A 22,099-nucleotide genomic window follows, 5' to 3' on the forward strand; every position below is an offset into this window, starting at 1 on the left:
ACCGCCCCCGGCGGGGGGGGCGACACCATCCGCGTGGGGGGGGCCTCCTCCCTCCCCCCCCGGCGGGGCGTGCCCCCCCGGGGGGCGGGGCCCCCCCCCCGAGGCGTCAAGCACGGAGCCGCCTGCTCAATCGCCGCAGGGGCTTAAAAGGCCGCTTAAACGAGGCCCGCCGCGTCCAAGAGGTACGCCGTCATCGGGTCGTAGTGCCTCGGGCTCGTCACGTGGTCGTCCAAGGGGATCGTGACCTGCATCGTGCCTTCGGATTCGCCCACGAACAGGGCCGGGTCGTTGCAGTCCGCGTAACCGATGGAGTCCAGGCCGCGCTGGGCCGCGCAGCCCGCCCACCCGTGGTCGGCGACGACCAGGTCGGGCAGCGGCCGTCCCTCGCGGGCGAGACCGTCGAGGATCGCGGCCATGGGGTCGGGGGAGTGGGTGTGCCACAGCGTGGCGCCACGCTCCAGCATCGCCACGTCCGCGAACTGGAAGACCATTCCCTCGTCCGTGGCGAGCCCCTCGGGTATGACGACGATCTCGCAGCCCGCCGCGCGCAACGCCGTCGCCGTCGCACGGTGGACGTCGAGGAGCCCGCCCGGGTGCCCCGTGGCGAACAGCACCCGCTGGCGGTCCTCCGCGGCCTTGCGCAGCCGCGTCGCCATACGGTCAAGAGCGTCGACGGTCAGTTCCGGGTCGATGGTGTCCTGGCCGGATCGGTGTCCCGCGTCCGGGACGACACCGCAGCGCTCGGCCATGACGGCGAGCACGTCCTGCTCATCGGTCCAGCGGTCGCCGAGTTCCAGGCCCAGCCAATAGTGGCGGTCGCCGTTCGCGAGCCTTCGGTAGTGCGAAAGGTTGTTCTCGCGCGGGGTGGCGACGTCGCCCGCGATCCGGGTGCGGACGAGGTGGTCGACGAGGGCGGCACGGGTCGGGGTATCGCTGGGCAGTCCGGGTATCGGCATACGCCCATTGTGCCGGGGGCCGCGGCGGGGCGTTGATCGGTTCCGGGGAGTGGAACGGGCGGGCAGGGGTCGTGAGGGCTGCCCGGGGCGGGGGACGGGAGTCGGGCGGGACCGGGGAGACGGCCACCGTCGCGACCCGTCACCGCGCCCCGCGGAGCGCGAACCAGAGTTCCATGCGGGTGTCCGGGTCGTCGAGGTCGGCTTCCAGGAGCGTGCCGCAGCGGGTGATGCGCTGGCGGACCGTGTTGCGGTGGATGGCCAGGGCGAGGGCCGTGCTCTCCCAACTGCCGTGCAGGGAGAGCCAGGTGCGCAGGGTTTCCAGGAGGGCCGGCTTGTCGGAGAGGGCGGCCAGGGTCGGCGCGGGGGTGTCGTCCGGGCGGTGGTGGGCCAGCGGGCTGCGGGTGGCCCGCGCGCGGGTGAGGGCGTGGGCCGCCTGGGCGTCGGCGAGCGGCAGGTCACGGGCGAGGGCCGGGGCGCTGACACCGAGCACGTGGCCCGTGTGCGCCGCGACGTCCTGGTCGGCCGGGACCAGGGCGCGGGTGAGCGAGTCACCGGTCGAGGTGGAGATCAGGGGCGTCGCCAGGTCGGGGGCCGGGCGGGGCGTGAGCGGGCGGGCGTGGACCACCCGCCAGGTGGTGTCCGCGCCCAGCAGGTCCGTCGCCGCCTGCGCGCGGTCCGCGCCGAGGAGGAGGTCGACCAGGGTCGCCGCGCGGCGCGTGCCACCGGTCGAGCGGTGTTCGCCGGTGAGGAGGGAGAGCAGGACCACCGCCGCTCCCGCGATCGTGTGGTCGCCCGGCGAGCGGGTCCGTGTCGCGAGGCCGAGCGCGCCGCCCGGCTGAAGCGCGTACGCCGACAGGTGGGTGCCGCCCACCGTGTCCGCCGCCGACGACGGCGTGGGGAAGAGGTGCGTGGCGTGCGGGCGGACCACCGCCGTCAGTTCGGCGAGCGCCTCGCTCACGGCACCCGCGGGGCGCGTCCCCGCGTGGTGCGGCTCGTCGCCCTCCGGGGTGACGACCACCGCGAACCCGCCGGTGCGCTGGGCGAGTTGGCGCAGCACGGAGGGGAGCGGGTCGGGCCGCGCCGCCGCCGATGCCAGCGCCTGCTGGGCCTCCGTGACCCGGCGCAGCTCCGCGTTCCTGGCCTGCGCCATCAGCTCCCACACGGCGCGCGCGATCCCGCTGAACGTGGTCCGCGGCGGGACCTCGACCAGCGGGATCCCGCGCCGCTCGCAGGCCGTGACCAGCTCCGGCGGCACCGTGTCGAAGACCGGCGTCACACCGAAGCCGAGCGCCACCGCACCGCCCCGCGCGACCCGCTCCGCGTACTCCTCGAAGTAGCCGGCGTGCTCCTCGTCGTGGCCGGCGACAGGCGCCGCCGGCGCGTGCACGCCCGCCGTGAGCAGCAGCTCGCCGCCCAGCAGGTACGGCTCCGGGTCCGTCAGCTCCGAGGTGTGCGCGCCGTGCACCAGGACGGCCGCCGCCGCGGGTCCCGCGATCTGGCGAAGGCCCAGGTCGGCGCGGGCGAGCACCGCGGCGAGCGGAACGCCCTGCGTGGGCGGTGCGGTCACGCTCATGGGTGGATGATTCCTCCACTCGAATCCTGATCGATGAACGGAACGTACACTTCAGTGCTGCTTTTCGGCCACCTAGATTTCTTCCGACCGGTGGGTGCGGGTACGGGCGGATGTCCCCGACACCCCAGGGGCCCCGACAGACCCAAGAGGTCCGACAGGGTTCCGCAGCCGGACACTCCCCTGCACGACACGCCACCGAGGTGGACCAAAGGAGGACGCCCCATGGCCGTCGACTACGTAGTGATCGTCGTCTACCTGGCCGGAATGCTCGCGATGGGCTGGTGGGGCATGCGCCGCGCCAAGTCCAAGAGCGACTTCCTCGTCGCCGGCCGGCGCCTCGGTCCCGCCATGTACTCCGGGACCATGGCCGCTGTCGTGCTCGGTGGCGCCTCCACCATCGGCGGCGTCGGCCTCGGCTACCAGTACGGCCTGTCGGGCGCCTGGATGGTGTTCACCATCGGCCTCGGCATCCTCGCCCTGTCGCTCTTCTTCTCGGCGCGCATCGCCCGCCTGAAGGTCTACACGGTCTCCGAGATGCTCGACCTGCGCTACGGCGGCGGCCGCGCCGGGATGATCTCCGGCATCGTCATGTGGGCGTACACGCTGATGCTCGTCGTCACGTCCACCATCGCGTACGCGACGATCTTCGACGTCCTCTTCGACGTGCCGCGCACCCTCGCGATCGTCGTCGGCGGCACCATCGTCGTCGCCTACTCGACGCTCGGCGGCATGTGGTCGATCACGATCACCGACATGGTGCAGTTCGTCGTGAAGACCATCGGTGTGCTGCTGATCCTGCTGCCCGTCGCCGTCGTCAAGGCCGGCGGCTTCAGCGAGATGAAGGCGCAGCTGCCCACCGAGTACTTCGACCCGCTGGGCATCGGTGGCGAGACGATCTTCACCTACGTGCTGATCTACACGTTCGGCATGCTCATCGGCCAGGACATCTGGCAGCGCGTCTTCACCGCCCGCAACGACAAGGTGGCCCGCTGGGGCGGCACGTTCTCCGGCGTGTACTGCCTGGTCTACGCGATCGCCGGCGCGGTCATCGGCACCGCCGCCAAGGTGCTCTACCCGACCGGTCTCGGCACCGCCGACGAGGCGTTCGCCCGGATCGTCAAGGACGAGCTGCCCATCGGAGTCCGCGGGCTCGTGCTCGCCGCCGCCCTCGCGGCCGTCATGTCGACGTCCTCCGGAGCGCTCATCGCCTGCGCCACCGTCGCCAACAACGACATCTGGAAGCGGCTGCGCGGCATCAAGGCCGAGGCGTCCGCGGAGGACGATCACGACGAGGTCAAGGGCAACCGGATGTTCATCCTCGGCCTCGGCGTCGTCGCGATCGTCATCTCGGTCGTCCTCAACAACGTCGTCGAGGCGCTGACCGTCGCCTACAACCTGCTCGTCGGCGGGCTGCTCGTGCCCATCCTCGGCGGGCTGCTCTGGAAGCGCGGCAACGTCAGCGGCGCCCTCGCCTCCGTCGTCGTCGGCGGCCTCACCGTCATCGGCGGGATGTGGCGCTACGGCATCCTCGCCAACGAGCCCGTGTACTACGGCCTGATCGCGTCACTCGTCGTCTACGTGATCGTGTCCCTGGCCACCCGGCCCACCGACGCCGCCGTCCTCGCCAACTGGCGCGAGCGGCTCGCCGGACGCGGCGCCGAGGAGCCCGAGCCGGCTCCCGCCGCCGCGGCGCAGTAACCCCGTACGACACCCCCGTACGCACTCGTAGGAAAGAAGGCATGCGCGCAATGAACAGCAACGAGACGCCCCGCGTACCCAACGGCCCCGCCGGAGCCGTCGGACCGGTCGACTCCTCCCGCGTCCCGCGCTACGCGGGCCCCGCGACGTTCGCCCGCCTGCCCCGGCTCGACGAGGTGGACGCCGCCGACGTGGCGGTCGTCGGCGTCCCCTTCGACACCGGTGTCTCCTACCGGCCCGGCGCCCGCTTCGGCGGCAACGCGATCCGCGAGGCCTCCCGCCTGCTGCGCCCCTACAACCCGGCGCAGGACGCCTCGCCGTTCGCGCTCGCGCAGGTCGCGGACGCCGGTGACATCGCCGCCAACCCGTTCAACATCAACGAGGCCGTCGACACCATCGAGGCCGCCGCGGACGACCTGCTCGGCTCCGGCGCCCGCATGATGACGCTCGGCGGCGACCACACCATCGCGCTGCCGCTGCTCCGCTCGGTCGCGAAGAAGCACGGCCCGGTGGCCCTGCTGCACTTCGACGCGCACCTCGACACCTGGGACACGTACTTCGGCGCCGAGTACACGCACGGCACCCCGTTCCGCCGCGCCGTCGAAGAGGGCATCCTCGACACGTCCGCCCTCTCGCACGTCGGCACGCGCGGCCCGCTCTACGGCCGCTCCGACCTCACGGAGGACGAGAAGCTCGGCTTCGGCATCGTCACCTCCGCCGACGTCTACCGGCGCGGCGCCGACGAGGTCGCCGACCAGCTCCGCCAGCGCATCGGCGACCGTCCGCTCTACATCTCCATCGACATCGACTGCCTCGACCCGGCCCACGCGCCCGGCACCGGCACCCCGGAGGCGGGCGGCATGACCTCCCGCGAGCTCCTGGAGATTCTTCGCGGGCTTTCTTCGTGCAACCTGGTGTCCGCGGACGTCGTCGAGGTGGCGCCCGCGTACGACCACGCGGAGATCACGTCCGTCGCCGCCTCGCACACCGCGTACGAGCTGACGACGATCATGTCCCGCCAGATCGCCGACGCACGCGCATAGCACTCAGCAGGAGATGGACACCCGTGACGCACGACCACGACCTTGAGCTGACGCCCACCCCCGCGCAGATCGCGGCGGCGCTCAACCCGCCCGCCGGGCGCAACGGCGGTGACCTCGTCGTCGAGACCCTGCACGGCCTCGGCGCGGCCACCGTCTTCGGCCTTCCGGGGCAGCACGCGCTCGGCATGTTCGACGCGCTGCGCCGGTCGTCGCTCAGGTACGTGGGGCTGCGCGTCGAGAACAACGCCGGGTTCGCGGCGGACGCGTACGGCCGGGTCACGGGAGAGGTGGCGCCGCTGCTGCTCTCCACCGGGCCCGGTTCGCTGATGTCGCTCGCCGCGCTCCAGGAGGCGGCGGCCGCTTCGGCTCCCGTGCTCGCCATCGGCAGCCAGATCCCGGTCGCGGGACTCGGCGGCGGTCGCCACGGCTACCTGCACGAACTCCGCGACCAGCAGGCCTCGTTCAGGGACGTGGTCAAGTCCGTCCACACCGTGCGTACGCAGTCCCAGATCCCGTCGGCGATCGCCGCGGCCTGGGAGTCCGCGCTGAGCGCCCCGCACGGCCCGGTGTGGGTGGAGATCCCCCAGGACGTGCTCCTCGCCGAGACGACACTTCCAGTCGTCACGGCGGTGGACGCGACGCCGCACGATCTCGTCCCGCGGCCCGAACTCACCGCCGTGGCCGCCGACTTGCTCGCCCGCGCCGAACGGCCGGCGATCATCGCGGGCGGCGGCGTCGTCCGCGCCGACGCGACCGGCAAGCTCCGCGCGCTCGCCGAACGCGTCAACGCCCCCGTCGTCTCCACCTTCGGCGGCAAGGGCGCCTTCCCCTGGGAGCACCCGCTGTCGCTCCAGTCCTGGATGGAGGACCAGCACACGACGGACTTCCTGGAGGACGCGGACGTCCTGCTGGTCGTCGGCTCGGGCCTCGGCGAACTCTCCTCGAACTACCACACGTTCACGCCGCGCGGCCGCGTCATCCAGATCGAGGCCGACGCCGGAAAGCTGGAGTCCAACCACCCGGCCCTCGGCATCCACGCGGACGCACGCCTCGCGCTCCAGGCCCTGGTCGAGACGGTGGCCGAGCGCCCGGACGACGAGGCGCCCGCACGCGTCGCAGCGGTCCTGAAGGCCGTACGGGAACGTATCGACGCGCAGGAACTCACCCTGGAGCAGGGCGTGTTGGCGTCGGTACGGGATGCGCTCCCGGCCGCGTCGCCCTCCTTCTGGGACATGACGATCCTCGCCTACTGGGCGTGGTCCGCATGGCCGGGGATCATGCACTCGGCGCAGGGCGCGGGCGGCCTCGGCTACGGGTTCCCCGCCGCCATCGGCGCGGCCGCCGCCGACCCGACGACACCCGTCCTCGCGGTCTCCGGCGACGGCGGCGCCATGTACTCCATCGCCGAACTGGCCACGGCGAAGCAGTACGACCTGAACGTCACCTGGCTCATCGTCGACGACGGCGGCTACGGCATCCTGCGCGAATACATGACCGACGCCTTCGGCGAGGCCACCGCGACCGAGCTGGCCCGCCCCGACTTCGTGGCACTCGCCGAGTCCTTCGGCGTCCCCGGGGTCCGTACGACCCCGGAGACGCTCCGCGCCGACCTGGCCGAGGCGTTCGCGGCACCGGGCCCGCGCGTGGTGGTGCTCCCGGCGCTGCTCAGGATGTTCGCGCCGACGCATCTGGGCTGACGCGGACGACCGCGCCTACCAGATCGCGCCCACCCACTCCGGGTGGTCGATGAACGGGTTGCGGTTGTGCTGGTACGAGTCGTAGATGACCTCGTTGCGGTGCTGCTCGAAGGAGTCCGGCGGGTCCTCGTCGCTCCACGCCTTGAGGACGGACAGCTTGCCGATGTTCGGCGCGCTGCCGTTGTCCACCGAGTCGTTGGGCTCCAGGTCGGCGAAGGAGTCGTCGCCTTCGTAGCGGACCGCCATGTAGAGGATCATGCGCGCCACGTCGCCCTTGACGGCGTCGCGCGGCTCGAAGGAGTCGCCGTCGGTGAGGCTGCCGCCGCCGTTCGCGACTTCGCTGCCGCCGTTGTCGAAGTCCTTGTTGCCACGGATCGAGTTGACCGTGACGTCCTCCGGGCGGAGGTGGTGCAGATCCGTGCCGGGGCCCGTCGCGGTGCCGAAGTCGCCGTGCGACTTGGCCCAGACATGCTCGCGGTTCCAGTCGCCGCTGTCGCCGCCGTTGGCGGACTTCGCGCGTGAGGTGCCGCTGTAGAGCAGGATCACGTTGGAGCTGTTGGCCGGGTCCTGGTCGGTGGCCTTCAGGGCGTCCCAGACCGCGTCGTAGGAGAGCTTCGTCTGGTCGCTGATGATCGTGTGCAGCGCGCTCTTGAGTTCCGTGCCGGTCTTGCCCTCGGCGTCCTGGTAGTACGTGTCGTCGTACGCGGCGGAGGCGGAGCCTGAGGGTGGGGTCGCTGTCGCTGTCGCCGCGGGGAGGGCGAAGGCGGCGAGTACGGCCGCGGTGGTGAGGGCGACGGTGCGTATGTGGATTCCGGGCATGTGGGGTGTCCGTCCGTTCTACGCGGGTTGATTTGGTGGAACGGAGCGTGACATGGACACGTATGGATTGGGTGAATGCCGGGCGTCGATTGTGTGACGACAAAGGCCCCTGACTGGATGTCAGGGGCCTTTGGTGTGCGGGGAGTTACTGGGTCAGTCCACGTCGGACGCGTCCAGTCGGTACAGCGACTGGGAGCTCGTCGAGCTGCTGGACTTCTTGCTGTACTCGCTCGACTTCACCGCCGTGCCGTGCTTCTTCACCCACTTGGTGACCGCGGAGCTGACGTCGTTGCTGCCGCCCATGGGGCCGCCCATGCCGCTCTCGCCGACCTGGATGTAGTGCAACTGGCCGCTCTCGACCAGCTTCTTGAGCTTGGCGACGGTCATGCCCTTGTCGGAGCCGGTGAAGCCGTACATGGAGATGACGGGCTTCTTGGTCTTCAGGATGATCTGCGCGGCGGACTGCGAATTGGACACCGCGAGCAGCCACTTGGCGCCGTCCTGGTGCTTCTCCAGGTACGAGATCAGCTCGCTGTCGACGTTGCCGCCCATGCCACCGGCTCCGCCGCGACGGCCGGATTCCTGCTTGCCGGAGCCGGAGCCGGAACCGGATTCCTGGCCGCCGCCCGGCATCTCGCCGCCGCCCGGCATGCCACCGCCCTGCTGGGGACCGCCTTCCTGGGAGCCGCCACCGGGGAAGCCGCCTTCGGGTGCCTCGCCGCCACCGGGCATCGACCCGCCACCGGGCATCTCGCCGCCGCCCTGCTGGGTCCCGCCGCCCTGCCGCGAACCGCCGCCCGGCATCTCGCCGCCGCCAGGGAACCCGCCCCGGCCACCGCCGCCCCCACCGGGCCCGCCCATGCCGCCGCCCGTCGAAGGCCCGGCCGTCGGGTTGGAGCCGCCCATGCCGCCGCCCGCTCCGGACCCGAACGGCACGGAGAAGGCGTACGCCGCCGGGCCCGCCACCGACGCGACGACCGCCGCCGCCACGGCCACCGCGAGCAGCCGCAGCCGCCTCCCCGTCGACGTACGGAAGACGAGCAGGCCCGCGATCGCGAGTGCCATGACGACGGCCGTCGTCGGCCACAGCCAGCCGTTCCAGCCGGACGCGCGGCGCAGCAGCACCGCCGACCAGATCCCGGTCACGGCGAGTGCGACCGGCAGCACCCACGCCCACCGCTTGTCGTCGCGGAAGGCACGCCACAACAGCACGCCGCCACCGCCGCACAGCGCCGCGATGCCGGGGGCGACCGCGGTCGTGTAGTACGGGTGCATGGTGCCCTCGGCCGTCGCGAACGTGACGTAGTGCAGCACCAGCCAGCCGCCCCACAGCACGAGAGCCGCGCGCGTGAGGTCGGTGCGCGGGGCGCGGCCGCGCAGCACCAGGCCGCCGACGAGGGCGATCGCCGCGAAGGGGATCAGCCACGAGATCTGGCCGCCGAGCGTGTCGTTGAAGAGCCGGCCGAGGCCCGCCGTGCCGGAGAAACCGCCTCCGCCACCTCCGCCGCCCCCGCCGTTGCCCTCGCCGCCGAGGATCCGGCCGAAGCCGTTGTAGCCCATGATCAGGTCCCAGGCGGTGCCGTCCGTCGAGCCGCCGATGTACGGGCGCTCGGACGCGGGGGTCAGGGAGACGGCCGTGGCCCACCAGAAGCTGGAGACCGCGAGGACGACCGCGGCGAGGACCAGGTTGCGGGCCTTCCTCGCCCAGCCCAGGTGTGACGCGTACAGGTACACGGCGAAGACGACCGGCAGCGCGATGTAGCCCTGGAGCATCTTCGTGTTGAAGGCGAGGCCGAACAGGGCCGCCGAGCCGAGCAGCGGGAGCAGCCTGCCGTTACGGGTGGCGCGCAGCGCGAGGGCCGCGCCGCCCACCATCAGGAGCACCAGGATGGTGTCCGGATTGTTGTCCCGGTTGATGGCGACGGTGATCGGGGTGAGGGCGAGGACCAGGGCGGCGACGGTCGCCGCCACGTGGCCCCACACCCGCTTCACGGAGGAGTGCAGGACCCAGATCGAGCCGAGCCCGGCGGCGACCTGCGGCAGCATCATCTGCCAGGTGCCGAAGCCGAAGACCCGGCAGGACAGGCTCATCACCATCGTGGCGAACGGCGGCTTGTCCACGGTCAGGAAGTTGCCCGCGTCGATGGATCCGAAGAACCAGGCCTTCCAGCTCTGCGTGCCGCTGTAGATCGCGGCGCTGTAGAAGCTGTTGAGGCTGTTCGACGAGAGGTTCCAGGAGTACAGCACCCCGGCGACCACGAGGATCGCGAGCAGCGCCGGCAGCGACCAGCGCGGCGTGCGGCGCTCGGCCGGCGGCTCCGCCGGTGGCGGGGGTGCGGGTGCGTCGGAATGCGTATCGGTCATGGAGGTCACCAGTGCACGGTGCACGGCGCCTGTGGGGGCGGGCTGTGATGAGGCTGGGCGTCACCTGTGCATGTCGCCGAACACCTCGTCGTTCAGGGACGTTCAGGGAGGGGACGCATCGTTCACGGAAAGTCCGCCCGGCCGTCGCCGCGCGCGCCCTACCGTGACCCCATGTCGCGCAGATCAGCACGTTCCGTGCTCGCCACCGTCGCCCTCTCCGCCGCCTCCCTGACGGCTCTTCCGGCCCCGGCGCAAGCCGACTCGCCCGCCGCGACGGGCCGTTGCTCCCCGGCCGTGACGATCACCGGCTACTCCGACGCCCTCGACAAGACGACGTACGACGGCACCTTCGTCGGCAACCTCTCCGCGCTCGCCACCGACCGGGGCGGGCGGCTCGCCGCGCTGTCCGACCGCTCGTCCCTGTTCACCCTGGACGGGCGCACGCTCGCGCCCCGCTCCGTGGCGCCGCTCGCCGACGAGAAGGGGGCCGCGCTCGACTCCGAGGGCCTGGCCGTCGACCGCGACGGCACGTACCTCGTCACGTCCGAGACCGAGCCCTCGATCCGCCGCTACGACCGCACGGGCGCCCGCGTCCTCGACCGGCTGCCCGTCCCGGCCGCGCTGCACGACCGGGCCCGCGCCAACGCCACGTTCGAGGGACTGACCCTGCTGCCCGGCGGCCGCACCCTCCTCGCCTCCATGGAGTCCCCGCTCACCGGCGACACCGTCAACCGGCTCCAGACCTGGCGGCGCACCCACGACGGTCACTTCAGGCCCGCCGCCCAGTACGGCTACCGCACCGACGCGAACCTCGGCATCTCCGAGGTCACCGCCGCCCCCGACGGCCGCCTCCTCGTCCTGGAACGCGGCTTCACCAGCGGCGTCGGCAACACGGTCCGGCTGTACGAAGCCGAGCTCCGCGGCGCCACCGACACCTCCGGCGTCAGCGACCTCACGGGCCAGAAGGGCGTCCGCCTCGCCCACAAGACCCTCCTCGCCGACCTCGCGAACTGCCCCTCGCTCGGCGCGCCCGCCCACCAGCCCCAGACCAACCCGCTGCTCGACAACATCGAGGCGATGACCGTGACGGGGCGTGGCCCGCACGGCGCCCTCCGCCTGCTCCTCGCCAGCGACGACAACCAGAGCGCGAACCAGATCACCCGGTTCTACTCCCTGCGGATCGCGCCGCGGATTGTTGCAGTGGGATGAAATCCGCTCCCGGTCGCGTTGGCCCTCACGGCAGAGCAGCAGGTGAGACGTGGAGGCGAAGGCGTGGCGGAACAACGGGGCTGGGCGAAACGACTCGCGGGATACGCATGGCGCCATCCCAAGGACGTCGTTCTCGCGCTCGGGGCCTCGCTCGGCGGCATGGGCGTCATGGCGCTCGTCCCGCTGATCACGAAGGTGATCATCGACGACGTGATCGGGAACCACTCCCGGTCCATGGCCGTCTGGGCGGGCGCGCTCCTCGGCGCGGCCGTCGTCGTCTACGTCCTCGCGTTCGTTCGCCGCTACTACGGCGGCCGGCTCGCCCTCGACGTCCAGCACGATCTGCGTACCGAGATGTACGGGTCGATCACCCGGCTCGACGGCCGCCGCCAGGACGAGCTGTCGACCGGGCAGGTCGTGGGGCGCGCCACCAGCGACCTCCAGCTGATCCAGGGCCTGCTCTTCATGCTCCCGATGACCATCGGGAACGTCCTGCTCTTCGTCATCTCCCTGGTGATCATGGCGTGGCTGTCGCCGCCGCTGACCCTGGTCGCGCTCGCCGTCGCCCCCGCCATCTGGTTCATCGCCAAGCGCAGCCGCTCCCGGCTGCACCCCGCCACCTGGTACGCGCAGGCGCAGGCCGCCGCCGTGGCCGGTGTCGTCGACGGGTCGGTGAGCGGCGTCCGCGTCGTGAAGGGGTTCGGGCAGGAGGAGCAGGAGACCGGGAAGCTCAAGACGGTCGGCCGCAGGCTCTTCGCGGGGCGGCTGCGTACCGTCCGGCTGAACTCGAAGTACACCCCGGCGCTCCAGGCCGTGCCCGCCCTCGGGCAGGTCGCCATGCTGGCCCTCGGCGGCTGGCTCGCGGTGCACGGAGAGGTCACGCTCGGCACGTTCGTCGCGTTCTCCTCGTACCTCGCCCAGCTCGTCGGGCCCGTCCGGATGCTCGCGGTCGTCCTCACCGTCGGGCAGCAGGCGCGGGCAGGTGTCGAGCGCGTCCTCGAACTGATCGACACCGAGCCTTCGCTGACCGAGGGCACCAAGGAGCTTCCCGCGGACGCCCCCGCGACCGTCGAGTTCGACGACGTGTCCTTCGCGTACGCGGACGCCGCCGACCGCCCCGTCCTCGACGGCCTCTCCTTCGGGATCAGGGCCGGCGAGACCCTCGCCGTCGTCGGCTCCTCCGGCTCCGGCAAGTCCACCGTCTCCCTCCTGCTCCCGCGCTTCTACGACGTCACGCACGGCGCCGTCCTCGTCGGCGGCCACGACGTGCGCGAGCTGACGACGGCGTCGCTGCGCTCCGCGATCGGACTCGTCCCGGAGGACTCGTTCCTGTTCTCCGACACCGTCGGCGCCAACATCGCGTACGGCTTCCCGGACGCGACGCGGGAGCAGATCGAGACGGCCGCGCGCGCCGCGCAGGCGCACGGCTTCATCAGCGCGCTGCCCGAGGGCTACGACACCACGGTCGGCGAGCACGGCCTCACCCTCTCCGGCGGTCAGCGCCAGCGCGTCGCGCTCGCCCGCGCCATCCTCACCGACCCCCGCCTCCTCGTCCTCGACGACGCGACATCCGCCGTCGACGCCCGCGTCGAGCACGAGATCCACGAGGCGCTCGCGCACGTGATGGCGGGCCGTACGACGCTGCTCATCGCGCACCGCCGCTCCACCCTCGGCCTCGCCGACCGGATCGCCGTCCTCGACGGCGGGCGGCTCGCCGCGATCGGTACGCACGAGGAGCTGGAGGCAGGGTCGCCGCTGTACCGGAGCCTGCTCACCGACCCCGACGGGCTGGGCGGGGTGTCGCCGGGACACACCGCCCCCGCCGCGGGGGAGCCGGTGGAGGACACCTCCGTACGGGACGAACTCGACGCCGAGTTCGACGCCGAACGCGGCGTCACCCCCAGGCTGTGGACGGGCGACCGCGAGCCGCGGGACGCCGCGCTCGCCGGGTCGCCCGCGACGCCGGAACTCCTCGCGCAGGTCGACGCGTTGCCGCCTGCCACCGACACCCCCGACATCGACGAGACGCGGGCCGTCACGGCCGAGGAGTCGTACGGTCTGCGCCGACTGCTGCGCGGATTCCGGGCGCCGCTGCTGATCAGCCTCGCGCTCGTCGCCGTCGACGCGGGCATGGGCCTGCTGCTGCCGATCCTCATCCGGCACGGCATCGACGAGGGCGTCTCGCAGCTGGCGATCGGCGCGGTGTGGGTGGCGGCGGGGCTCGGTCTCGTCGCCGTACTCGTGCAGTGGGCCGCGCAGTTCGGCGAGACGCGGATGACGGGACGTACCGGCGAGAGAGTGCTCTACTCGCTCCGGCTCAAGATCTTCTCCCAGCTCCAGCGGCTCGGACTCGACTTCTACGAGCGGGAGTTGACGGGTCGCATCATGACTCGGATGACCACCGACGTCGACGCGCTCTCGACCTTCCTGCAAACCGGTCTGGTCACCGCGTTCGTCTCCCTCGTCACGTTCTTCGGCATCATGGTCGCGCTGCTCGTGATCGACGTTCAGCTCGCGCTGGTCGTCTTCGCGACGCTGCCGCCGCTGATCATCGGGACGTTCTTCTTCCGCCGCTCCAGCGTCAAGGCGTACGAGCTGGCGCGCGAGCGGATCTCCGTCGTGAACGCCGATCTCCAGGAGACGGTGGCCGGGCTGCGGATCGTGCAGGCCTTCCGGCGCGAGGAGGACGGCAGCGCGAAGTTCGCGGCGGGCAGCGCCAGTTACCGCAAGGCGCGGATCCGCGGCCAGTGGCTGATCTCCGTGTACTTCCCGTTCGTGCAGCTCCTGTCGGCGGTGGCGACCGCGTCCGTGCTGGCCGTGGGCGCGCAACGGGTCGACGCGGGCACCCTCACGACGGGCGCGCTGGTCGCCTACCTGCTCTACATCGACCTGTTCTTCGCGCCGGTGCAGCAGCTCTCCCAGGTCTTCGACGGATACCAGCAGGCCACCGTCTCGCTCGGCCGCATCCAGGAACTGCTGCGCGAGCCGACGTCGACGAAGAACGCCGAGCGCCCCCGCGAGGTGCCCTCGCTGCGCGGCGAGATCGCCTTCGAGGACGTGGACTTCGCGTACGGGTCCGCCGACAAGCCGGAGGCCGCCCTGAGCGATGTGGACCTGCGCATCCCCGCCGGGCAGACCGTCGCGTTCGTCGGCGAGACCGGCGCGGGCAAGTCGACGCTCGTCAAGCTCGTCGCCCGGTTCTACGACCCGACGGGCGGCCGGGTCACCGCCGACGGCATCGACCTGCGCGAACTCGACCTCACCGAGTACCGGCACCGGCTCGGCGTCGTCCCGCAGGAGGCCTACCTCTTCCCCGGCACGGTCCGCGACGCCATCGCCTACGGCCGCCCCGGCGCGAGCGACGCCGAGGTGGAGGCGGCGGCGCGGGCCGTCGGCGCGCACGAGATGATCGCGACGCTCGACGGCGGCTACCTCCACGAGGTCGCCGAGCGCGGCCGCAACCTCTCCGCGGGGCAGCGGCAGTTGATCGCCCTGGCCCGCGCCGAACTCGTCGCCCCGGACATCCTCCTGCTCGACGAGGCGACCGCCGCCCTCGACCTCGCCACCGAGGCCCAGGTCAACCAGGCCACGGACCGCATCTCCGGCAGGCGCGCCCACCCGTCGCCCGACCACCGCCCCTCAACGAGCGCCGGCGCGCGCACCACCTTGATCGTCGCCCACCGCCTGACGACGGCGGCCCGCGCGGACCGGGTGGTCGTGATGGACCACGGCCGGGTCGCGGAGGACGGAACGCACGACGAGCTGCTTCGACTGGACGGGAAGTACGCCGCGCTGTGGCGGACGTTCCTGGGCGAACCGGTGGCGGCCGGGGAGGTCAGCTCTTCGACGTGATGTCGGAGATCTTCTTGGTCGCCAGATCCGACTGGACCGTCAGGTAGGTGTACGAGACGTGCTTCCCGGTGCCCCAGGTCAGCCGCACCGTGGAGTACGTCTTGCCCATCCCGCTGTCGCCCGCCGTCACCTTCCAGGCGCTCGGCACGTTCTGCGCGCGCAGCACACCGTCGGCGTCGTGCCGCTTCTCCCAGTTCGCGAGCCGGGAGCGCAGATCCGAGGTCAGGTAGAACTGCCGAAGTCGTGCGGCGAGCGCGTTGTCACCCGGATCGTTCGCGACGTCGATGTACGCGCCGTAGAAGTGCGCGACCCGGTCGTAGACGGCGCCCGGGTCACCGCTGCGGGCGGGGGCGCCGGAGGGGTTGCCGTCGGTGCGGGGCGCGGCGGCGCTGGGGACCGCGAGGGCGACGGTGAGCAGTCCTGCCGCGAAGACGTAGCGTGCGGTGCGGTTCATGGATGTCATGAGGACCCGCCTTCCGGGCCGGGTCGGCACGCAACCGCCCGGCCGCCTTGTCGCGTCAGTTCAACAGTACGCTGGTGCGGATGTGACAGGAGGGGCTGCGGTGCGCGGACAAGGGCTCGGTGAGGGCGGCATACGCACGCCGCGCGGGCCCTGCGGGGTGCTCGCGCCGGCCCTGTCCGTACTGGTCGCCGCGGCCCTGCTGGTCCTCGCGGGCCCCACGGTCACCGGAGTCCAGGCCGCTTCGCTGTGCGGCGGACACAAGGCCCGCACGCTGCGTTTCGAGACGGGCCGCACGGTCCTCTACAAGAGCAGCGGCTACGTCTGCGCAGTCACCTACGCCAAGCACACGGGCGCCCGCCAAACCATGTCCGTGAGCGTCCAGGCCCGCGGCAACCGGGCCGTCGTCGACAAGGGCCGCTACACCAGGCACGCGGGCCCCATCACCGTGCACGCGGGACACCGCTGTGTCCGGGTGAAGGGATCCGTGGGCACGAAGTCGGTGCGCAGCGGCTGGATCCTGTGCTGAAGGGGGCCTCCGGGGCGGGCGAGGTGCTCACACCGTGACCGCGCACCCCACCGGCCTGCTGCCGCCCAGGGTCACGTAGAGCGAGGTCGACGGCGGGCACGCCGAGCGGGACGGCACCGCCGTGACCACCCGGTACCGCGGGGCGCCCCGGCCCGTGCCGGCGCAGGCCGTCTCCCGGACCTGGCCCTTGCCCGCCGCCGTGAGGCAGTCGCCGACGATCGTGCGGGGGCCGCCACCGCGACCCGGGTCGCCGGGGTGCGGGGCGTCCAGATTGCGCATGCAGGCGTAGCCGCGGGCCACGGCCCCGTCGCCGTTCTCGTCGGCCGCGGGCCGTTTCTCGCTGATGTACAGCACGAAGTCGGTGCGGGCCGGGCACGCGGGCCCTCCCGACGTCTCCCCGTCGTGCCGGGCGACGACCCGGGCCACGGCCCGCTCGCTGCGGCACGGCACCTCGTTGAACGACGCGCGCCCGCGCGAACTGCACTCGCCCACAGCGAGGAACACCGCCCCGTACCCGGAGGACGCGCGCGGGGACGGCCGGTCGCCGGAAGAGCCGGGGGAGCCCTGGCACCCGGCGAGTGCGAGCGCGAGCGCGAGTACGAATGCCGGTACCGGCACCGCGCACACCACACCGCCCCACCGCCCAAACATGGCAAAACCCCCCGACGTCCCGTCCCAGCGTGGCCCGTGGCGACGGGCGCACGCCAGGCGTGCGGGGTGCTTTGCGCCAGTTGGTGGTGGCGTGCGCCGATCGTGGCGTACGCCCCCTACGGACGGGTCAGTACGTCAGCCCGTAGCCGATCGGGTACAGGACCTGCGCGGGATCGTCGGCCTTCTGCACGGGCACCGGCAGCTTCCCGCGCGGCTCCGCCTTCCCGGCCCCGGCCAGCACCCGCACGGCCGCCCGCAGTTCGACATCGATCCACGAGTACGCCGCCACATGCGCGTCGGCGGCGGCCAGTTGGGCGACGTCGTACGGGTTGCGCATGGACAGCGTCACGACCGGCACCCCGGTCCCGGCCACCGCGTTCACCAGCGACTGCTGCGCGCTGCCCGCGGCGACGTTGTACGTGCCGATGACCACGGCGTCCTTGCCCTTCGCCGCCGCCACGGCCTGCGCGATCGTCGCCTGGGTGGGCGCCGTGCCCGTCGCGAGCACCGTGGCGGTGAAGCCGAGTTCGGTGAGCGCCGCGCCGATCACCGTGGTCGGCGGCCCGTCACTGAGCGAGGGGGAAGCCGGGTTGGCGCCCAGCACGAGCACGTTCTTGTGCGTGCGCCGGGACAGCGGCAGCAGCCCCTCCTTGTTGACCAGGAGCGTCGTCGTGCGCTCGGCGATCCGGTCGGCCGCGGCGAGGTGCGCGGGGGTGCCGACGGTACGGTCGACGCCGCCATCGGAGATGTAGGGCTCCTTGAAGAGCCCCAGCTTCGACTTCAGACGCAGCACGCGCAGGATCGACTCGTCGAGCCGCGCCTCGGTCAGCTCACCGCTCCTGACGGCGTCGAGGACCCCGTTCCAGGCGACGGACAGTGTCGGCGGATTGAGCAGCTGGTCGACGCCCGCCTTGAGGGCCAGTACGGGGACACGGTCGTCGCCGTACTTGTCGCGGACGCCCTGCATGCCGAGCGAGTCGGTCACCACGACGCCGTCGTAGCCGAGTTGCTCGCGCAGGATGCCGGTGAGGATGGGGCGGGACAGCGTCGCCGGATCCTCGCTCGGGTCGAGGGCCGGGACGACGATGTGGGCCGTCATGATCGAGTCGATGCCGGCCGCGATCGCGGCCTTGAACGGCGGAGCGTCCAGCTGCTCCCACTGCTCGCGGGTGTGGCTGATGTACGGGATCCCGGTGTGGCTGTCCGTCGCCGTGTCGCCGTGTCCGGGGAAGTGCTTGGCGGTCGAGGCGATGTGCGCCGACTGGTAGCCCTTGACCTGCGCAGCCACGAGGCCCGCGACGGCCTCCGGGTCCGCGCCGAAGGAGCGCACACCGATGACGGGGTTGGCCGGGTTGACGTTGACGTCGGCGTCGGGCGCGTAGTCCTGCCGGATGCCGATGGCGCGCAGCTCGGCGCCCGCGATCTGCCCGGCCCTGCGCGCGTCCTCGCGGGAGCGACCGGCGCCGAACGCCATCGCGCCGGGGAACAGGGTGGCCGGCTTGCCGACCCGGGCGACGATGCCGTGCTCCTGGTCGGTGGAGATCAACAACGGTATTCCGGAAGGCTGTTGCAGCCCGACCCGCTGAATCCCATTGCTCAGATCGGCGATCTGGTGCGGATCACGCACATTGTGCGCCCACGCGAAGTAGATGATGCCGCCGAGCTTGTACGTGTCGATGAGCTCGGCGGCGGTGCGGACGCCGATCTCCTGGAGGTTGGCGTCGATGTCGGCCTGGTCGGGGGCGGTGGCCGAGTGGCCGTACACCCGCATGACGAAGAGCTGGCCGACCTTCTCCTCCAGGGACATCCCGGAGATGATCTTCTTGAGGGCCTTGTCGGACGCGGGGGCGGCGCCCGCGGCCCGTGCGGTGGTGGCGCTGAGGCCGGCCGCCGTGGCGCCGATGGTGGCGGCGGCGAGCACGGTACGTCTGGACAGTGGCACGATCGCTCCTTCCGGAGGAGACGCGGACCCTGAAAACAACTTCCGCGCGCAACGAGTATCCGGAAAATTTCTGCCAGTCAAGAGCCCGTGCGGGCACGGGAGTTGGCAGCCGGCCGCTTTGGGGAAGGGGCCGCCACCGGCACTTTGGAGGGGGCGCACCGGTGGCGGCGACACTGCCGGCCGCAGGCGGCGGAGAGGGTTTGTCAGCGTTCGCAGCCAGCAGCGAGGCCGACACCGCACTGCGGTGACTCTCCGGCAGCGTGTCCTTCTGACGGAAGCATGCTGGTCGGGGTTCCCGGAATTCGGGGATTTCGTGAAATCGGTGCGCAGGTGGTGAACGTGACGCCCGTGGCCGGCCCCACCGCGCCTCCCCGGCCACCCGCACGGGGCTCCGCCCCGGACCCCGCGCCTCAAACGCCGGCGGGGCTGGAGAGATCACGATTGAGCAGCGGGGTCCGGGGCGGAGCCCCGAGGCGTAGGGCCGTGGGGCCGCACCAGGCGCTCCGCCCCGTGGGTCCGCAGCGCGTCCACCACCGCCCGAACCGCCGGCCGCCGCACCGTCCCCTCCCGCCACAGCGCGTACAGCCGCCGCCGCGGCACCGGATCGAGCCGCACCGCCACCACCCCGTCGGGCAGCGGGCCACGGCCGAGCCGGGGGAGCACCGCGATGCCGAGGCCCGCCGCCACGAGAGCGGCCAGCGTCGGATTCTCCTCGGCCTGATGGGCGATGAGGGGCTCGAAGCCCGCGGAGCGCATCGTCCGCAGCAGCCAGTCGTGACACACGCGGCCCGGCGGCTGAGACACCCACCGCTCGCCCCCGAGCTCCTCGCGGCGCACCGACGACCGCCCCGCCAGTGGATGGCCATCGGGGACGACGAGGTCGCACAAGTCGTCGCCGATGGTGGCCTGTTCGACCCCGGCGGGGGCCGGCAGCGGTGCGATGTCCCAGTCGTGCGCGACGGCGAGGTCGACGGCGCCCTTCGCCACGAGGTCCACCGACAGGTGCGGGTCGACCTCGGAGAGCCGGGTGTCGAGCGCGGGATGCTGCGCCGCCAGATCGGCGAGCGCGCCCGGCAGCAGCCCGCGCGCCGCCGAGGCGAACGCGGCGATCGTCAGCCGCCCCGCCGGCACCCCGCGCCGCTCCTCGATGCCGGTCTCGGCGCGCTCCATGATGGCCATCAACTGGCGTGCTGTCTCGGCCAGTTGCAGCGCCTCGTCCGTGAGCCGGACGCCCCGCCCCTCCCGTTCGAGCAGCGGCGTGCGGGTCTCCCGCTCCAGCTTCGCGATCTGCTGCGAGACGGCGGACGGAGTGTAGCCGAGCGCGGTCGCGGCGGCGCCGACGGTGCCGTGCACGGAGACGGCGTGCAGGGCACGCAACCGTTGCAGGTCCAGCATCCCTCGCCCCTCCCATGAACAGTTCCCATGAGTAGTTCCCATGAGCGATCCCATTAGCAGTGCTTCATCCAACCATGCAGCAACATTCGCTGGTGCTAAAGGGTCGCGGGCGGTGATCCTCGACGCATGAAACCCGCGCACACCGGTCTCGCCGTACTCGTCGCCGCCCTGTGGGGCGTGAACTTTGTCGTCATCGACATCGGCCTCGCCCACTTCCCGCCGCTGCTCTTCTGCGCCCTGCGCTTCCTGCTCGCGGCGCTGCCCGCGATCTTCCTCGTGGGACGGCCGCGGGTGGCGTGGCGCTGGGTCGTGGGGGTGGGGCTCGCGCTCGGCGTGGGCAAGTTCGGTCTGCTCTTCGTCGGCATGAACGCGGGGATGCCCGCAGGCCTGTCCTCCCTCGTCCTCCAGGTCCAGTCGGTCTTCACGGCGGTCATCGCCTTCGCGTTCCTGCGCGAACGCCCGGGCCGCGTACGGGTCCTGGGCATGGTGGTGGCGCTCGCGGGCATCGCGGTGGCGGCGGTCGACGAGGGCGGTTCGGGCCCGCTCGGCGCCTTCGCGCTGGTCCTGGTCGCCGCGGCCTTCTGGGGCGTGTCGAACGTACTGACCCGCAAGGCCTCGCCCGACGCCCCGTTCGCGTTCATGGTCTGGTCGAGCGCGGTCCCGGTGCTGCCGCTCCTGGCGCTGTCGTTGGTGTTCGAGGGCCCGACGCGCGATGCGGATGCGCTGGCCGCGCTCGACCTGCCCGGGGCGGGTGCGATCGTGTACGTGGCGCTGGTGACCACCCTCTTCGGGTTCACCGCGTGGAGCCGACTGCTGCGCCGCTACGACGCGTCGACGGTCGCCCCGTACTCGCTCCTGGTCCCGGTCTTCGGGATGTCATCGGCGGCGGTGTTCCTCGGCGAACCGGTGAGCGGGCTCCGCTGGTGCGCGGCGGCGCTGCTGGTGGGCGGCGTCGCCCTCACATCACGGGGCTCGATCGGGCCCACCCGGCAGGAGGACGGCCAGGCACGTGGAGCCCTTGCGGCGATTGAGCAGCGGGGTCCGGGGCGGAGCCCCGTGGCGTTGGCGGCGGGGGCCGCAATGAACGAACGGGCTAGGCCGACTCGTTCAGCAGGCGTGCCACGTGATCCCGCCCCGCCGCAAGAAGCCCCGGCAGGGGAGCTGCCCCCTCGTACCAACGCGCCTCGTACTCCCAGCACAACCACCCGTCCCAGCCCTCCCGGCTGAGCACCTCCACACACTCGGCCAGCGGAAGAACCCCGTCCCCGAGCGGCAGCGGAGTCGTGTCGTCGGGCCCCGCGATGTCCTTGACCTGTACGTATCCGAGGTAGGGGGAGAGTGCTGCGTACGAGACCACCGGCTGCTCGCCGCCGAGCCACGTGTGCATCACGTCCCACAGCGCGCCCACGTTCCGGTGTCCGACGAGGCCGAGGACGCGGGACGCTGCCGCCCCGGTGCGGTGCGAGTCGTGCGTCTCCAGGAGCACCCGCACACCGCGGTCGGCCGCGTACTCGGCGGCGACGCCGAGCCGCCGCGCGGCGGTTGCGTCGGCCTCCTCGGGCCCCTGCTTGTCGCCCCCGCCCGGGAAGACGCGTACGTACCGGGCGCCCAGGTCCCGCGCGAGATCCACCAGCGCCCGCACGTCGTCGAGCACCGGACCGTCCTCGCCCGGCGCCGCCACGCGCGCGTACCCGGCCACACCCAGCACCTCGACCCCCGCGGCCTTGAACCGGGCGGCGGCATCCGCCCGTTGCTCCCGGTCGATGCCCGGATGCACCGGCTCCTCGGGGTGGGCGCGCAGTTCCACGCCGTGATACCCGTGCTCGTTGGCGAGCGCGAGCACGTCGTCGAGAGGGAGACCAGGGACACCGAGAGTGGAGAACGCCAGCTTCATGGGCGGGACCCTACCCG

General features: G+C 72.2%; 15 protein-coding genes and 1 pseudogene. 7 read left to right on the forward strand and 9 right to left on the reverse strand.

The annotated features are described in order from the left end of the window. Positions 1-155: 155 nt before the first annotated feature. Positions 156-956 (reverse strand): phosphatase, encoded by an 801-nt coding sequence (locus tag ACIRHA_RS42375; protein WP_403857302.1) that lies wholly within the window; start codon positions 954-956, stop codon positions 156-158. Positions 957-1,095: 139 nt separating this feature from the next. Continuing rightward, entirely contained in the window at positions 1,096-2,529 is a 1,434-nt protein-coding gene (locus ACIRHA_RS42380; RefSeq protein ID WP_403857305.1) for a PucR family transcriptional regulator, read from the reverse strand. 222 nt (positions 2,530-2,751) lie between these two features. Between ACIRHA_RS42380 and ACIRHA_RS42385 the strand changes: the two genes are divergently transcribed. From ACIRHA_RS42385 to ACIRHA_RS42395, 3 genes are read left to right on the forward strand one after another with little or no spacing between them, the layout of a single operon-like run. Then, positions 2,752-4,227 (forward strand): sodium:solute symporter, encoded by a 1,476-nt coding sequence (locus ACIRHA_RS42385; RefSeq protein WP_403857308.1) that lies wholly within the window; start codon positions 2,752-2,754, stop codon positions 4,225-4,227. A gap of 50 nt (positions 4,228-4,277) precedes the next feature. Next, on the forward strand, positions 4,278-5,270 hold the full coding sequence (gene speB, locus ACIRHA_RS42390; protein ID WP_403857422.1) for an agmatinase: 993 nt from the start codon (positions 4,278-4,280) through the stop codon (positions 5,268-5,270). 23 nt (positions 5,271-5,293) lie between these two features. Then, entirely contained in the window at positions 5,294-6,967 is a 1,674-nt protein-coding gene (locus tag ACIRHA_RS42395) for a thiamine pyrophosphate-binding protein (RefSeq protein ID WP_403857311.1), read from the forward strand. 15 nt (positions 6,968-6,982) lie between these two features. On the opposite strand, the gene ACIRHA_RS42400 is transcribed toward ACIRHA_RS42395, so the two are convergent. Next, the gene (locus tag ACIRHA_RS42400; protein ID WP_403857314.1) at positions 6,983-7,786 is read right to left on the reverse strand and encodes an endonuclease I family protein; all 804 of its coding nucleotides are present in this window, start codon (positions 7,784-7,786) and stop codon (positions 6,983-6,985) included. 153 nt (positions 7,787-7,939) lie between these two features. Continuing rightward, the gene (locus ACIRHA_RS42405) at positions 7,940-10,159 is read right to left on the reverse strand and encodes an ArnT family glycosyltransferase (RefSeq protein WP_403857317.1); all 2,220 of its coding nucleotides are present in this window, start codon (positions 10,157-10,159) and stop codon (positions 7,940-7,942) included. Between the two features lie 162 nt (positions 10,160-10,321). On the opposite strand from ACIRHA_RS42405, the gene ACIRHA_RS42410 reads away from it, so the two are divergent. Both ACIRHA_RS42410 and ACIRHA_RS42415 read left to right on the forward strand, forming a co-directional pair. Further along, a complete protein-coding gene (locus tag ACIRHA_RS42410) occupies positions 10,322-11,359 on the forward strand; it encodes an esterase-like activity of phytase family protein (RefSeq protein WP_403857320.1) in 1,038 nt (345 codons plus the stop codon). A gap of 63 nt (positions 11,360-11,422) precedes the next feature. Then, the gene (locus ACIRHA_RS42415) at positions 11,423-15,211 is read left to right on the forward strand and encodes an ABC transporter ATP-binding protein (RefSeq protein WP_403857323.1); all 3,789 of its coding nucleotides are present in this window, start codon (positions 11,423-11,425) and stop codon (positions 15,209-15,211) included. On the opposite strand, the gene ACIRHA_RS42420 is transcribed toward ACIRHA_RS42415, so the two are convergent. Next, on the reverse strand, positions 15,195-15,674 hold the full coding sequence (locus ACIRHA_RS42420) for a hypothetical protein (protein WP_403857326.1): 480 nt from the start codon (positions 15,672-15,674) through the stop codon (positions 15,195-15,197). The genes ACIRHA_RS42415 and ACIRHA_RS42420 overlap by 17 nt on opposite strands. 100 nt (positions 15,675-15,774) lie before the next feature. On the opposite strand from ACIRHA_RS42420, the gene ACIRHA_RS42425 reads away from it, so the two are divergent. Next, on the forward strand, positions 15,775-16,200 hold the full coding sequence (locus tag ACIRHA_RS42425; protein ID WP_403857329.1) for a hypothetical protein: 426 nt from the start codon (positions 15,775-15,777) through the stop codon (positions 16,198-16,200). Between the two features lie 27 nt (positions 16,201-16,227). On the opposite strand, the gene ACIRHA_RS42430 is transcribed toward ACIRHA_RS42425, so the two are convergent. The 3 genes from ACIRHA_RS42430 to ACIRHA_RS42440 form a co-directional block, all read right to left on the reverse strand. Then, a complete protein-coding gene (locus ACIRHA_RS42430; RefSeq protein ID WP_403857332.1) occupies positions 16,228-16,851 on the reverse strand; it encodes a hypothetical protein in 624 nt (207 codons plus the stop codon). Between the two features lie 127 nt (positions 16,852-16,978). Next, the gene (locus ACIRHA_RS42435) at positions 16,979-18,796 is read right to left on the reverse strand and encodes a glycoside hydrolase family 3 protein (RefSeq protein ID WP_403857425.1); all 1,818 of its coding nucleotides are present in this window, start codon (positions 18,794-18,796) and stop codon (positions 16,979-16,981) included. A gap of 432 nt (positions 18,797-19,228) precedes the next feature. Next, the gene (locus ACIRHA_RS42440; protein ID WP_403857335.1) at positions 19,229-20,188 is read right to left on the reverse strand and encodes a LysR family transcriptional regulator; all 960 of its coding nucleotides are present in this window, start codon (positions 20,186-20,188) and stop codon (positions 19,229-19,231) included. Positions 20,189-20,314: 126 nt separating this feature from the next. Here ACIRHA_RS42440 and ACIRHA_RS42445 point away from each other — a divergent pair. Then, a pseudogene (locus ACIRHA_RS42445) lies at positions 20,315-21,154 on the forward strand (EamA family transporter); the annotation flags it as partial. Positions 21,155-21,281: 127 nt separating this feature from the next. Here the strand turns inward: ACIRHA_RS42445 and ACIRHA_RS42450 are convergent. After that, positions 21,282-22,082: a sugar phosphate isomerase/epimerase family protein gene (locus ACIRHA_RS42450; RefSeq protein WP_403857338.1), complete on the reverse strand. Its 801-nt coding sequence runs from the start codon at positions 22,080-22,082 to the stop codon at positions 21,282-21,284. Between the last annotated feature and the right edge of the window lie 17 nt (positions 22,083-22,099).

The organism is Streptomyces sp. NPDC102360, from assembly GCF_044766085.1.
Taxonomy (GTDB): domain Bacteria; phylum Actinomycetota; class Actinomycetes; order Streptomycetales; family Streptomycetaceae; genus Streptomyces.

Coding starts and splice junctions, on each gene's coding strand:
- ACIRHA_RS42380 (WP_403857305.1), bottom strand. CDS start 2,529: ATGAGCGTGACCGCACCGCCCACGCAGGGCGTTCCGCTCGCCGCGGTG.
- ACIRHA_RS42420 (WP_403857326.1), bottom strand. CDS start 15,674: ATGACATCCATGAACCGCACCGCACGCTACGTCTTCGCGGCAGGACTG.
- ACIRHA_RS42385 (WP_403857308.1), top strand. CDS start 2,752: ATGGCCGTCGACTACGTAGTGATCGTCGTCTACCTGGCCGGAATGCTC.
- ACIRHA_RS42410 (WP_403857320.1), top strand. CDS start 10,322: ATGTCGCGCAGATCAGCACGTTCCGTGCTCGCCACCGTCGCCCTCTCC.
- ACIRHA_RS42440 (WP_403857335.1), bottom strand. CDS start 20,188: ATGCTGGACCTGCAACGGTTGCGTGCCCTGCACGCCGTCTCCGTGCAC.
- ACIRHA_RS42430 (WP_403857332.1), bottom strand. CDS start 16,851: ATGTTTGGGCGGTGGGGCGGTGTGGTGTGCGCGGTGCCGGTACCGGCA.
- ACIRHA_RS42450 (WP_403857338.1), bottom strand. CDS start 22,082: ATGAAGCTGGCGTTCTCCACTCTCGGTGTCCCTGGTCTCCCTCTCGAC.
- speB (WP_403857422.1), top strand. CDS start 4,278: ATGAACAGCAACGAGACGCCCCGCGTACCCAACGGCCCCGCCGGAGCC.
- ACIRHA_RS42400 (WP_403857314.1), bottom strand. CDS start 7,786: ATGCCCGGAATCCACATACGCACCGTCGCCCTCACCACCGCGGCCGTA.
- ACIRHA_RS42375 (WP_403857302.1), bottom strand. CDS start 956: ATGCCGATACCCGGACTGCCCAGCGATACCCCGACCCGTGCCGCCCTC.